Below are 13,034 nucleotides of genomic sequence, written 5' to 3' on the forward strand. Positions count from 1 at the left end.
CGGAGTCGTTATCCCTTAACCGCGTGGAGTCGCGTCAGCCAGTTTCACAACCGTTCCCGGCGCAACCTTGGCAGGTGCAACTTGGGGAAGGTTGCTGGCTTCCAGCGCTTGTCGTTGTTGGGCCAGAGCCGCGAGGGTTTGTTCGCTGGCCATCGGGATCACTTCAGGGGTGACCGGCGAACCAGGGCGAACCCGTTGCAGACCCTTGACGATAACGGTGTCATCCTTGTTCAGGCCGTTGCGCACGATGCGCAAACCTTCGATCTTCGGCCCTAGCTCGACGGCGCGGTACGCCGTTTTGTTGTCCGCATCCATGACCAGTACGAATTTTTTACCCAGATCGGTGCCGACCGCTTCGTCATTGATCAGCACAGCGGAATACGTGCCGCTGCCCACCAGTTTCAGACGTGCATAAAGGCCCGGGGTGTAGCTGCCGTCCGCGTTGTCGAAGACCGCACGACCACGGATGGTGCCGGTCTTCGGGTTGACCTGGTTGTCGATGAAGTTCATCACGCCCTGGTGCGGGTTGCCGTCTTCGTCGGACAGGCCCATGTAAACCGGGGTGGTGGCGCCGCGTTTGCCCTGGCGGGCGAGTTGGGTGTACTTGAGGAATACGCGCTCGTCAGCGTCGAAGTAGGCGTAGACCTTATCGGTCGACACGACGCTGGTCAGCGGTGTGGTGTCGGCGGTCACCAGGTTGCCGGCGGTGATTTCCGCTCGGCTGACGCGACCGCTGATTGGCGCGGTGACGCGGGTGAAGCTCAGGTTCAGTTTGGCCAGATCCAGTTGCGCCTGCAGTGCTCCGACGGCAGCGCGGGCTTCTTGAGCCGCACTGGTACGCGAGTCGGCCAGTTCGGCGGAGATCGCGTTGCTGGTGCGCAGGCGTTCACCGCGCTGAGCTTCGTTTTCACTACGGGTTGCGTTGGCGCGGGACTGGGCAACCAGGGCTTCGAGGCGGCGGACCTCTGCCTGGAATGGACGCGGGTCGATCTGGAACAGCAAATCGCCTTTCTTGACCAGTGCGCCTTCAGTGAATGCCACTTCATCAATCTGCCCGGAGACCCGCGGACGAATTTCTACCGTTTCCGGAGCTTCCAGGCGCCCGGTGAATTCGTCCCACTCGTTGATCGGTTGTTCCAGCACCTTGGCGACGCTGACTTTGGCCGCAGGCATGGTCGCGGCTGACTCCGGAGCCTTGCCGCACGCGCTCATCACCAACACTGCCAATAGGGCCAACGGGAAGCGCAAATGTTTGAGAGATTGTTCCATGGATGCATCCGCCAATGTATTGAGAATGGACGGATGATGAGCGGCGAGGGTGTATGTCACGAATCGAATGAAGCGAAGGTAACTATCATTCGGAATGATAGGAGGGCCGGGCAAGCTCTCTAGCGTGCACCTTGCACTAGGGGTTTATCAATCAGGTCGATGGCAATTCTGTGTTGCGCAAAAAGCATCAATCAGTCTTGAAACTGCGTCGAGACCATCGCGGGCAAGCCTTGCTCCTACAGATCGTGCAATGGCCCTGTAGGAGCAAGGCTTGCCCGCGATAGCGTCGGCGACATTCATGCGTATGTCAGGCCAGGCTATCAGGATCCCCAAAAAACATCTGGATCCGCGAGCGCAACCAGCGCTCACCCGGATCGTTGTCCTGCGACCCGCGCCAGGCCATGTGCAATTCAAAAGTGCGCACCGGCAGCGGCGGATCTTCAGCCCGGACACCACCGGCAGCTGTCAGCGCGTCGGCCGTATAGTCAGGCACCGTCGCCACAATATCGGTGCCGCTCAGCAGCGAGCTCAGCCCGTTGAACTGCGGTACCGCGAGCACGACATGGCGTTTGCGCCCGAGTTTTTCCAGTTCTTCATCGATAAAACCGCTCAGGTCACCCGCGAACGACACCAACGCATGCGGCCGGGCACAGAAGTCATCCAGGCTCAATGGCCCGGGCACGGTGTCGGCCCGCAAAAGCTTCGGCATACTGCGACGCAGCACTTTGCGTTTGGCGTTGGCCGGCAGGTCGGCGGTGTAGCTGACGCCGATGGAAATCTCGCCCGAGGCCAATAGGCTCGGCATCAGAATGTAGTTGGCGCGACGCACCACCAGCACGATCCCGGGCGATTCGGCGCGCAGGCGCTTGAGCAGCATCGGCAGCAGGGCAAACTCGACATCGTCCGACAGGCCAATGCGAAACACCGCGGTGCTGGTGGCCGGATCGAATTCCGCCGCACGGCTGACGGCCGTGGAAATCGAGTCCAGCGCGGGGGAGAGCAGGGCGAAGATTTCTATCGCCCGTGCGGACGGTTCCATGCTGCGACCGGTGCGCACGAACAGTGGATCATCGAACAGCCCACGCAGGCGTGAAAGTGCCGCACTGATGGCCGGCTGGCCGAGAAACAGTTTCTCCGCAGCGCGGGTCACGCTGCGTTCGTGCATCAATGTTTCGAAAACGATCAACAGGTTCAGGTCGACACGACGCAGGTCATTACGATTCATCTGGAGTCCTGGCAGAGTCATCAAGCTTGACGAGAGCGGCCATATAAGAACAATGGCCGGCATGAATCTTACGGGGAAAGGCTGCTACTCTGCACCGTGTAATTCAGTTTTTCCTGAAAGGCCGCTCCGATGTTCACGACATTTGATGATGTCGGCGGTGCTGCGGAATCAATGACAGGCATGTCGACTATTAATAGCCACTGATAGTCTTGGGTATAAAGCCCAGATAGAGTTCAAGGCATTAGAGGTTACTTTGACGAGGTTTGCGATGTCCCGCACGATCCGTTTTCACAAGTTTGGTCCAGCCGAGGTGCTCAAATGCGAAGAGCATGCGGCAGCGCTTCCTGCTCCGGGCGAAGTGCAGGTGCGTGTCGAGGCGATTGGCATCAGCTGGTACGACACGCTTTGGCGTCAGAACCTGGCTTCGTCTCACGCTCGTCTGCCTTCAGGTCTGGGCCAGGAAATGTCCGGTGTCGTTACGGCGCTCGGCGAGGGCGTCGATGACTTGGCAGTCGGTGACAAGGTCGCCAGCTTCCCGGCCCAAAGCCCGAACGACTATCCTGTGTATGGCGAGCAGATTGTTTTGCCGCGCTCGTCACTGACCCTTTATCCGCAGGTGCTGAGTCCGATCGAAGCGGCCGTGCATTACACACCGCTGCTGGTTGCTTACTTCGCTCTCAACGATCTGGCACGGGTCAAACCCGGGCAATTTGTCCTGGTGACCGACGCCAGCCATTGTGCCGGACCTTCGTTCGTACAGCTCGGCAAAGCCTTGGGCGTACGAGTGATTGCCGCCACCAAAACGGCGGATGAACGTGAGTACCTGCTATCGCTGGGTGCCGAGAAAGTGATCGTCACTGAAGAAGAAGATCTGCTCATGCGGATCAACAAAATCACGGACAACCGCGGCGTGGATGTGGTGTTCGATGGGTTGGGTGGTCCGCAGATGTCGCTGCTCGGCGACGTGCTAGCGCCTCGTGGCAGCCTGGTGTTGTACGGCTTGCAGGGCGGTAACCAGACGCCGTTTCCGGCTTGTGCAGCGTTTCAGAAGAACATTCAGTTCTTTGTGCACTGTATCGGCAATTTCACCGGTAAGCCTGAATTGGGCATCATCCAGGACCAGGTCGCACTGCAGCGTGCCTTGCGTGACATCAACCAGTTGACCGCTGACCGCGTGCTACTGCCGCTCAAGACTCGGGTCTTCCCGTTTTCCGAGTTTGTCGAAGCACACCGCTACATGGACGAATGCCCATGCCGCGAGCGGGTGGCCCTACAGGTTGAGCCTGCGTAACACGCTCCAGAAAAAAGTCCGTGCTTGCACGGACTTTTTCATTCTCCCTCCGAAAAATGAGGCGCACCGTCAATCCATGACGGGGCCGTTCAGCAACTGAACTGGTTTTTGCCCTCAATCTGTATCTTCTAATCATCATATAAGCCCCGATAATTGAATGATTACTTTCATCTCAAGGAATGAGCTATGGCCAGGTATCGGGCAGATACTTTTCAATGCGCCCCGGCAATACAAACTCAACAATTGGCGTGTTATCGAACAGTTGCCGAAAAACTTAGGGTGACTTCTTTCTTTATTTGTCGTGCTACTTGTCTGTGGGACGCTGTCGGATATTTCCTAGGATCACTCGCGCCGTCGCCAGACGCCCGTTCTGCCGGGACTGGAGGCCTGTCGACGCCAGGCGGTTTGTCGCCACGTTCTAATCGTTTCAAATAATGACTAAAGACTAAGTGTTAGCATTTGATATCAAGCACGGCACTCTAATCATGACGGGCAACCGATTGCGCAATGCAAAGCGTTGTTTGCGTGACATCGAACCTATGAGTAACAGGTAAACAATGATGACCAATACCCATGATCAGGCAATGAACTATGTTTATCAGCAAGTATTGCAACGATTGCTGAGTTTCTTTTCGCGGGCCGAACGCACTGCATTGCAGCTGTTGATTCAGCGCGTGGTGGTCGCTGCAGGTGGCATGGAACGTATTGGCGAGTACAAGGTGCTGACGATCCAGTCCGGGACCCGCGACAGCTGCTACACCCTTGCGCTGCTGCGTGCCGCGCAATTGAGCATTGCCGGCCGGGCACCCGCGACATTCCAGCTGCGGGTGGCGACCTTGCGCTTGAACGACGCAGCCTCGATGGCCCTTGAAAACATCCATCGCAGTTGCAGTGCGTTGTTTCTTTACGATGATCCTCGGGTTGAAGTGTTGATGGTCGATAACCGCGAGGTCCTGCCGTTCAATCACGGGGTCGGGGTCTCTGAAGCCGGCCGCGAGTCAAATCGACTCAATCTCTTGATGGTCGGTCACCGCCGAACCTGGAACGACCCTCTGGATCTGTGGGATGACGGCTACCTGGCAACGGGCGAGTTCTACGGACAAATCGCCCGCTGGGAACGGGGCGTCGATGCCTTGGTAAGTAGCGATTCACCGCGCCAGCAAAGGCTGTTTATGGAGGGATTGAACCGTGCTGCGGCAAAAGCCGGTTTCCCGATGCCAGAGCAGCCTGAAACCGGCTATGAGCAGCTCTTCGCGCGGCTTGATGAACTGGGCAGCGATTGCTATCGCGAGTTTTATCACGGTCATGAGCAGCCCGCGTGGCGACCCGCAGAAAGTTTTGAGGCGTGTCGCCGCACGACATTCATCGACATTCACGACCTGCTGGTCAGCAACCTGGAGGAGCGCTGGCCACTGCTTACCGAGTTCCTCAAGTTTCAACCTGACGGGCTGATGACTCAGGTTGGCGATAACGACTACGCCAGCCTTTCGATTTGCGCACACCTGCGGGGGCTGCAAGCCGGGTTCGTGCAGGGGCGGACGTACGAGGCCGGCATTAGCGATTATTTGCAGCGACTATTAGTCATGTTGCAACGCAAGCAACTTTCAGAGCATGTGTGCGACCAGGCATTGCAGACGTACGGCAACCCGGCAACCCTGTCGGAACAGCGCGAACTGGCGCAGGCCGAGGCGCAAAGAAACCTCGGCCTCAACGAAGCTCAACTGGTGTGTTTGCTGTTTGCACCCTTTGTAGAGAACGGTGCGTCGCTTGAACGTTTTCTACGCCAGTGTCATCCCGGCATGCTCGTGGCCCTGCCCGAATTGCATCGGGCAATGCAGGGCAAACCTGCGCCCGAGCAGGTATTGCAATGGATGATCGACGTCAGCGGGTTGCCCGTTAGCCTGATCGGTGCGCTATATCGCATGGGACCGGTGGCCAGCGCCGAAACAGCGGACACGGGAAAGCAAGTAGAGCTGATGGCGATTGACGCCATGACGGGCGAACGGTCAACGGGACGTTGAAAGTGCCTGGCTTGATAACGCGCACTCAGCTGCAGTGGGGCGAGCTCAGTATGTTCGGCCATTGCGCATGAAAGGACCCCGAGAAACCGACTTCGCTTATCAGGCGGTGTACCGCTACCTGACCCACCTGATCAGCGAACCGGTCAGCGACACGCGTGTGCGGCTCCCTTCGTTACGGCAGTTGGCGGACCGTCTGAGCGTCTCGATTTCGACCATTCAGTACGCGTATTCGCTGCTGGAAAAGGAAGGGCGCGTCTATTCGGTGGCCAAGTCCGGTTATTACGCACTGCCGGTGTCGTTCATCCGGCTACCTTGCAGCAGCAATGACCTGCTGGAGACGGTCTATGTGAATGCCAGACGCCCTGGAATGCTGGTATTGAGCGCTGATGAGCCTGCACTGCTGCAGCCGTTGGACAGCCCGCTGTTGCTGCTTGAGAGAGAACTGTTGCGCCAGTATCCACGCCAGCCGCAACCCACCTCTCAACCCTGTGGCGAGCGGGAACTGCGCGCTGCCCTGGCGGCTCGTTACACGTCCTCTCCAGCGCGCTGTTGGCACGCCGACGATGTCTACATCGGTGCTGATCTGCGTGGCGTACTGGAAATATTGATCGCGGTGCTGTGCCTCAAAGACGCCACGGTCGTGGTGGAGTCGCCGTGCGACTGGGCGATCCTGCGATTGTTCCAGGACGCCGACGTGCAGGTCATCGAGTTGGCATTGCAAGCTGATGGCGGGCTGGACCTGGATCATCTGCAGATGCTGCTGGAAACCGAACCGGTGAAGCTGGTGATGCTGTCATCCGGCCTGAACATGCCGCGCGGCAGTGTGGCCTGCGACAGCAACCGACAATCCACGGCGCAGTTGCTGGAGCGGCACGGCAGTTGGGTGTTGGAAAATGATTGTCACGGCGAACTCGAATTTGAACCCGGCCGGCCACGGTTTCGTGATTGGCTGGACCCGGAGCGATTGATCGTGTTCTCCACGTTCGAGAAGGTCATCGGGCCTGAAGCGCCCTATGGCTATCTGCTTTCGCGGCAACTGCGAGGTGAGCTGCAGCGGCACTTTCTGCTGCGATCGTTCCGGTTATCGCCGATCCGCCAGAAGGCCATCGCGCGTCTGTACAACAATGGGCGAATCGATCAGCACTTACTGGTGCTGCGTCGGCTGCTCAAGGAGCGCAAAGTGCAGATGACTCAACTGCTGGAGGAGCGACTGGCAGACGCCTTGCATTTCGTCGATCCCCAGGGCGGCGCAACAGTCTGGGTGCGCTCGTTGCGGCGGGTCGATGTGCGCGGCGTGTTCCACCGCCTGCTCAAGCAGCAGGTCGTGGTGGCGCCGGGTGAATTGTTCAGTTTGCGCGGCCTGCATGGGCAACACTTGCGGCTGAGCCATACCTTTGGCGGTGAGCATGACCTTGCCGTTGCACTGGGTCTGCTGGGGGATGCCTTGCGTCTGGAGGCCACCGATTGAACGAGGCGGTCAAACATCGTGAATCATCTTGAATCGATCCCATCGCGTTGCGGTCAAACTGCCAGTAAACTGCGTTCCAATTCCTGAACCAGTCTATTCCAGAGGTTTTGCATGACACTCAGTGCTTTTGCGGGCAAACCGGCACCGGCAGAATTGTTGGTCGACATCCCGCGACTGGTAACGGCCTATTACACCGGCCAGCCTGATGCCGCCATCTCTACCCAGCGTGTAGCCTTTGGCACGTCCGGACACCGAGGCAGTTCGTTCGACCTGAGTTTCAACGAATGGCACGTTCTGGCCATCAGCCAGGCGATTTGCCTGTATCGCGAAGCCCAGGGCATCGACGGCCCGCTGTTCGTCGGGATCGACACCCACGCACTGTCCACGCCAGCGGGTGCCAGTGCGCTGGAAGTATTGGCCGCCAACGGCGTCACCGTGATGATTGCCGAAGGTGATGAATACACACCGACCCCGGCCATTTCCCACGCGATTCTTTGCTACAACCGTGGCCGTACTTCGGGGCTGGCGGACGGTATCGTTATCACGCCGTCGCACAACCCGCCGCAAAGCGGTGGTTACAAATACAACCCCACCAACGGTGGCCCGGCCGATACCCATATCACCAAGTGGATCGAGGCCAAGGCCAACGAACTGCTGGCGGCCAAACTCGCCGGCGTCAAACGCATCAGTTACGAGCAGGCGCTGAAAGCCAGCACGACCCATCGTCACGATTACCTGAACACCTACGTGGCCGATCTGATCAACGTAATCGACTTCGACGCCATCCGTGATGCCAAGCTGCGTCTGGGCGTTGATCCGTTGGGCGGAGCAGGGGTGCGCTACTGGTCGGCGATTGCCGAGCACTACCGTCTGGACCTCGACGTGGTCAACAAACAGGTCGATCCGACGTTCCGCTTCATGACCGTCGACTGGGACGGTCAGATCCGTATGGACCCATCGTCCACCCACGCGATGCAAGGCCTGATCGGTCTGAAAGAACGTTTTGACGTGGCCTTTGCCTGCGACCCGGATCATGACCGCCATGGCATCGTCACGCCGTCCGGTGGTTTGCTGGCGCCTAACAATTACCTCGCGGTATCGATCGACTACCTGTTCCAGAACCGCCCGCTGTGGCGCGCCGATGCTGCCGTGGGCAAAACCGTGGTCAGCAGCGGCTTGATTGATCGCGTGGCCAAGCGTCTGGGTCGTCGTTTGTATGAAGTGCCGGTCGGCTTCAAATGGTTTGCTGACGGGCTGTTTGACGGCTCACTGGGCTTTGGCGGTGAAGAAAGTGCTGGCGCCTCGTTCCTGCGTAAGGACGGCGGCGTCTGGTGCACCGACAAGGATGGTTTGATCCCGGCGTTGCTGGCTGCAGAAATGACCGCTCGCACTGGCCGCGATCCAAGTCAGGCCTATCGCGCGTTGACCGACGAACTCGGCGAGCCGTTCTCGGTACGCGTGGATGCGAAGGCCAACCCTGAACAGAAAGCCTTGCTGAGCAAGCTGTCGCCGGATCAGGTCACCTCGACCCAACTGGCAGGCGAAGCGATCCAGAGTATCCTCAGCCATGCGCCGGGCAATGACCAGGCCATTGGCGGCCTGAAGGTCATGACCGAAAATGGCTGGTTCGCGGCACGTCCGTCGGGCACTGAAGACATCTACAAGATCTACGCCGAAAGCTTTGTCAGTGATGACCACCTCAAACAGTTGGTGGCCGAAGCCCAGACCCTGGTGGATGGCGCCATTTCTGCGAAGTGATTGACGACCCTGTGGCGAGGGGGCTTGCCCCCGTTGGGTTGCGAAGCGACCCCGTTTATTGATCTCTTTTTTGGCGACTGCTGCGCAGCCGAACGGGGCGATGCGGCGTTCCGACAAGCCCCCTCACCACAAAAGACACAGCTAAAAAAGGGGCGACCATAACGGTCGCCCCTTTTTTGTCTCCCGTTTACCGGATCAAGCCAAGTCAACCAGGACGATTTCGCTGTCCTCGATCGCCGTCACTCGCAACACCTGCTCATCGGCTACAGCAACACCGTCTCGAGCTTGCGCACGTAAGCCATTGACTTCAATCACGCCAGTGGCCGGGACCAGGTAGGCGCGACGACCGCTATCCAAGCGATACTCTGCGGATTCACCGGCCTTGAGGTTCGCCGCCACCAGGCGCGCATCGGCGCGGATTCGAAGGCTCTGATCATCGCCGGATTTACCGCTGGCCAGGGTCACGAAGCCTTCACGCTCACCTTTCGGGAACGGCTTGGCGCCCCAGGACGGTGCAAGACCGGATTCGTTCGGAATAATCCAGATCTGGAAGATCTTGGTCGCGGTCGCTTCCAGGTTGTATTCGCTGTGAGCGATGCCGGTGCCAGCGCTCATGACTTGAACGTCGCCTGCCTCGGTGCGGCCCTTGTTACCCAGGTTGTCTTCGTGAGTAATCGCACCTTCACGGACGTAGGTAATGATCTCCATGTCCCGGTGCGGGTGTTTTGGGAACCCGGTGCCGGAGGCAATCACGTCATCGTTCCACACTCGCAAGTTGCCCCAGTTCATGCGCTTGGGGTCATGGTACTCGGCGAACGAAAAGTGATGATGGGCATCCAACCAGCCGTGATGGGCGCCGCCCAGGGAGCTGAAGGGTCTGAGTTCGAGCATGGCCGTCTCCTGAAAGGGGGTTAATGGCGAGCATCATCTATCAGGCACACATCGATAAAAAGCGTAAAAAATGCCTCATTACAATCGAATTAATTGATGTGAAATGCTCTCGAAATGTTCTCATCCAGCCTTCACTTCATCGCATAAGCCAATGACCTCAAAGCATTTCACTAGAACTCAAGCGCAAATGCAGACACCATAGCCCTCAACAGCCTCACACCCTGGAGTCAGTCCGCGTGCCGCAACACACCCCCGATCTTCCTCCCGAACTTCGCCCCTTGGCCGAGATGCCGCTGCTCAAGCGCCTGGCCGCCCGATTCTTCGGTCATGGCTTGACCCGTCTGCGCGCGCAGCACCGCGCGTCCTGGTTGCACGGGCAGGCTGACGGCTTTCGCAGCGGTCACAGTGCGGGGTTTGATTACGGCTTTAAAGAGGGAAAACTCGAGGGGCTGGAAGAGGGCCGGCAAGTGCTGCTGATCCGTGATTCGCGCTCAACCGAGCATCGACCGCCCAACGTCGATGACAATCTGTTTGACGATTGGCGCCTGCCATTGAGCGCTGAACTGAAGAAGCGCATGAAGGCCGATGTTGCCCGACTGCTGCCACCCAATGCCCAGCCAAGCGTTGCGCAGTGGAAGATGATCTTCAGCGACACGCCGTCGACGTCGGTGATTGCCGGGGCGGGCGCAGGCAAGTCGACCACGCTGGTGTTGCGTATCCTGTTGCTGACCCACTATCTGGGCTTCGAACTGGATTCGATGACCGTTGTGACCTTTACCCGCGAATCGCGCAAAGACTTCATTAACAAGCTGATCGAGCTGTTCGCGGTGTGGGGCCGTCCACTGAGCCTGAAAGAAGCGCGTGATCTGGTGCGTACCTTCCACTCGCGCATTCTGCCGATGGTTCGCAGCCTGCCGGGGTTCGAGCGTCTGCAAGCATTCGAAAACCTCAGCAATCGCGTGCAAAACGGTGAGGAAGAGGTCGACAGCAACCCCTTCGACCTGCGTATCAATGACGCTCAGCGACAGCAGCTCAATGCCTGCTACCACCAGTTGCACACACGCGACGAGCGCTTTCGCGAATTGATCAAGCCTTTGTCCCGCCACGCCTTGCAGCTCAAGGAGTTGGAGCGCGATCACCCCGATGTGCAAAAACGCGTGGCTGTGACTGAACTGGCGGCCAAGCGCGATGAAGAACTCTGTGACGCCATTGAAGACCTGTGGTTTCGTGCCGGCGCCTGGCCAATCAAGGGGATTGAACCCAATCGGCACTCGTTCGATATCAATGGCTCGAAGTTCCGTTGCCACGGCTACATACCGAGCCTGGATGCCTGGGTCGTATTGGGTTTCGATCCTCGGGAGAATCCGCAGGTTTGCCGCCCGAATGCCAAGCTGACCGTCCGGGCGGAGTGGGCAGTGAAGCGCACCCTGTTTCAAGCTTTCTGTCGTAAGCCATTGATATGGCTAGATAGTTACGAATCGTCAAAGCGCGTTTTGGCCTCTTTGGCAGGTGATGCCAGCGCGGGACCGGGCTTTGATTACAAGGTCAAAGGCGAACTGGCTTCTGCACCATTGCTGGACTGTTTTGTGGCGGCAGCCGGGTTTATAGAAAACCTGGGGCTAGATGTTCCGAACGCCGTTGGCCAGATGAGTTTCGCCAAGGACGACCCCGACAGGTTCTTCTTCGAGGCCTTGAGCCTGTTCTGGCGAGCGCTGGAAGATCATCTGCTTGATCAAAAACCGCCGGTGATGACCTACAACCGCATGTTCGCCTTGTTCAGCGAGCATTCCCCGGAAAACCTGAAACTGCTCAGCGATGAACTGCTGCGACCACTGTCGCACCTGATGATCGACGAATTTCAGGACGTTTCACCACAAATCGTCTCTTGGATTCGCGCCAGCTTGACCGAGATCCGCAGTCGAGGCCCGGCGATGCACGTTGGGCGGGGCGCGCAACGCTCATCGCTGCTGTGTGTGGGTGATGACTGGCAGTCCATTTATGGCTGGCGCGGCAGTTCGCCGACGTATTTCATGGAGTTCAACAAAGAGTTCCCGTCGCCGAGTACTACCAAAGTCATGCTCAGCGACAACTATCGCAGTCATCAACACATCATCGACGCCGCCGAGCATATCGTCCGCGCAGCGCCAGCCATTGCAGGCAAAAAAGCCAAAGCCAGCGGCGCGCCTAAGGCGCTGTTGCCGGTAAACGTTCTGGATCGGGACGATCAAGGTTTGGCCCAACGCCTGATGGAGCATTACCGGAAGGGTGATTCAATCTTGATGCTTTATCGAAAAAGCAGCGATAAGTTATTGATTGAGCAACATATTCAACCTGTTATTAATGTTGATTCGAGCTTGCCATATGAGGCGCGGCGTCTCAAACAACTGACCTATCACAGCGCCAAAGGCTTGCAGGCCGACGTGGTGTTCTTGCTGGGTGATTGCCAGCATCTGACCAGCTCCCCCTACAAAAACCAGGTTTACCGCATGGCAGGACTTGGCAAGGCCGGTGACAACGAGCCGTATGACAACGCGCAAAAAGACGAAATCCTGCGACTGGCTTACGTCGGCATCACCCGGGCAGTGAGCCATTGCTACTGGTATGTCGAGGGGCAGGACACGGCTGCGAACATGCCCAAGGCGTCGGACCGGATCGGCAAAGGGAAAGCGTTTTTTGCTGATCATCGGGTTACTCAGAAACTGGCGTAACCCTGAGTCGTCGCCCAATAAAAAGCCCACACAAAGTGGGCTTTTTATTGGGCTGTTCGGCCTTCAGGCATAGCTTTTGAGGGCCATAGGTGGAACAAATGCCTCAAGTTCATCCTCGACGGCTTCAATGATTCGTTCGACATCCGCCGCATTCATGACCGTTGCGCAAGGTATACCGGCAATGGCGATCATGGTCTCGCCACTGGCACGATCAAACAACCGGGCGATCATGCTGCCCGACGCGTCCATGCTCGCCTCAAATCCCATGGGATGAAAATGCCAGCGCATCAGCTGGCAGGCGTTTGGAAACGTAACTTTGCTGAAATACCCTTTATTCATATGTAGCCCGCCTTCTTCATCGAGCGCTTCCTTTAGCTCATGTTAGGAGGGGAAGAGCCTTCAA

9 protein-coding genes are annotated in these 13,034 nt (G+C 58.0%); 5 read left to right on the top strand and 4 right to left on the bottom strand.

The features are described from left to right. Positions 1 to 15: 15 nt before the first annotated feature. Both mexE and ACWGZX_RS28265 read right to left on the bottom strand, forming a co-directional pair. The gene (gene mexE, locus ACWGZX_RS28260; RefSeq protein ID WP_452626419.1) at positions 16 to 1,269 is read right to left on the bottom strand and encodes a multidrug efflux RND transporter periplasmic adaptor subunit MexE; all 1,254 of its coding nucleotides are present in this window, start codon (positions 1,267 to 1,269) and stop codon (positions 16 to 18) included. Positions 1,270 to 1,576: 307 nt separating this feature from the next. Next, positions 1,577 to 2,494, bottom strand: coding sequence for a LysR family transcriptional regulator (locus tag ACWGZX_RS28265; protein ID WP_452626420.1), 918 nt, complete (start codon positions 2,492 to 2,494; stop codon positions 1,577 to 1,579). Between the two features lie 268 nt (positions 2,495 to 2,762). Here ACWGZX_RS28265 and ACWGZX_RS28270 point away from each other — a divergent pair, with 268 nt between their 5' ends. The 4 genes from ACWGZX_RS28270 (at position 2,763) to pgm (ending at position 9,032) form a co-directional block, all read left to right on the top strand. After that, entirely contained in the window at positions 2,763 to 3,785 is a 1,023-nt protein-coding gene (locus ACWGZX_RS28270; protein WP_223512499.1) for a zinc-dependent alcohol dehydrogenase family protein, read from the top strand. A 560-nt stretch (positions 3,786 to 4,345) separates the two neighbouring features. Further along, complete coding sequence (locus ACWGZX_RS28275; protein WP_452626421.1) at positions 4,346 to 5,806, top strand: hypothetical protein; 1,461 nt, start codon at positions 4,346 to 4,348, stop codon at positions 5,804 to 5,806. Between the two features lie 67 nt (positions 5,807 to 5,873). Continuing rightward, on the top strand, positions 5,874 to 7,274 hold the full coding sequence (locus ACWGZX_RS28280) for an aminotransferase-like domain-containing protein (protein ID WP_452626422.1): 1,401 nt from the start codon (positions 5,874 to 5,876) through the stop codon (positions 7,272 to 7,274). A 111-nt stretch (positions 7,275 to 7,385) separates the two neighbouring features. Continuing rightward, complete coding sequence (gene pgm / locus ACWGZX_RS28285; protein WP_223512490.1) at positions 7,386 to 9,032, top strand: phosphoglucomutase (alpha-D-glucose-1,6-bisphosphate-dependent); 1,647 nt, start codon at positions 7,386 to 7,388, stop codon at positions 9,030 to 9,032. Positions 9,033 to 9,227: 195 nt separating this feature from the next. On the opposite strand, the gene ACWGZX_RS28290 is transcribed toward pgm, so the two are convergent. Beyond that, entirely contained in the window at positions 9,228 to 9,923 is a 696-nt protein-coding gene (locus ACWGZX_RS28290; RefSeq protein ID WP_223512488.1) for a pirin family protein, read from the bottom strand. 236 nt (positions 9,924 to 10,159) lie between these two features. Between ACWGZX_RS28290 and ACWGZX_RS28295 the strand changes: the two genes are divergently transcribed. Further along, positions 10,160 to 12,631 (top strand): UvrD-helicase domain-containing protein, encoded by a 2,472-nt coding sequence (locus ACWGZX_RS28295; protein WP_452626423.1) that lies wholly within the window; start codon positions 10,160 to 10,162, stop codon positions 12,629 to 12,631. A gap of 63 nt (positions 12,632 to 12,694) precedes the next feature. On the opposite strand, the gene ACWGZX_RS28300 is transcribed toward ACWGZX_RS28295, so the two are convergent. After that, on the bottom strand, positions 12,695 to 12,970 hold the full coding sequence (locus ACWGZX_RS28300; RefSeq protein ID WP_452626424.1) for a DUF1652 domain-containing protein: 276 nt from the start codon (positions 12,968 to 12,970) through the stop codon (positions 12,695 to 12,697). Between the last annotated feature and the right edge of the window lie 64 nt (positions 12,971 to 13,034).

Source organism: Pseudomonas sp. CLCA07 (assembly GCF_053615335.1).

What these genes read in the sequence shown, in the direction of transcription:
- mexE (WP_452626419.1), bottom strand. Translation starts at nt 1,269, where the DNA reads ATGGAACAATCTCTCAAACATTTGCGCTTCCCGTTGGCCCTATTGGCA.
- ACWGZX_RS28290 (WP_223512488.1), bottom strand. Translation starts at nt 9,923, where the DNA reads ATGCTCGAACTCAGACCCTTCAGCTCCCTGGGCGGCGCCCATCACGGC.
- ACWGZX_RS28280 (WP_452626422.1), top strand. Translation starts at nt 5,874, where the DNA reads ATGAAAGGACCCCGAGAAACCGACTTCGCTTATCAGGCGGTGTACCGC.
- ACWGZX_RS28275 (WP_452626421.1), top strand. Translation starts at nt 4,346, where the DNA reads ATGACCAATACCCATGATCAGGCAATGAACTATGTTTATCAGCAAGTA.
- ACWGZX_RS28265 (WP_452626420.1), bottom strand. Translation starts at nt 2,494, where the DNA reads ATGAATCGTAATGACCTGCGTCGTGTCGACCTGAACCTGTTGATCGTT.
- ACWGZX_RS28270 (WP_223512499.1), top strand. Translation starts at nt 2,763, where the DNA reads ATGTCCCGCACGATCCGTTTTCACAAGTTTGGTCCAGCCGAGGTGCTC.
- pgm (WP_223512490.1), top strand. Translation starts at nt 7,386, where the DNA reads ATGACACTCAGTGCTTTTGCGGGCAAACCGGCACCGGCAGAATTGTTG.
- ACWGZX_RS28300 (WP_452626424.1), bottom strand. Translation starts at nt 12,970, where the DNA reads ATGAATAAAGGGTATTTCAGCAAAGTTACGTTTCCAAACGCCTGCCAG.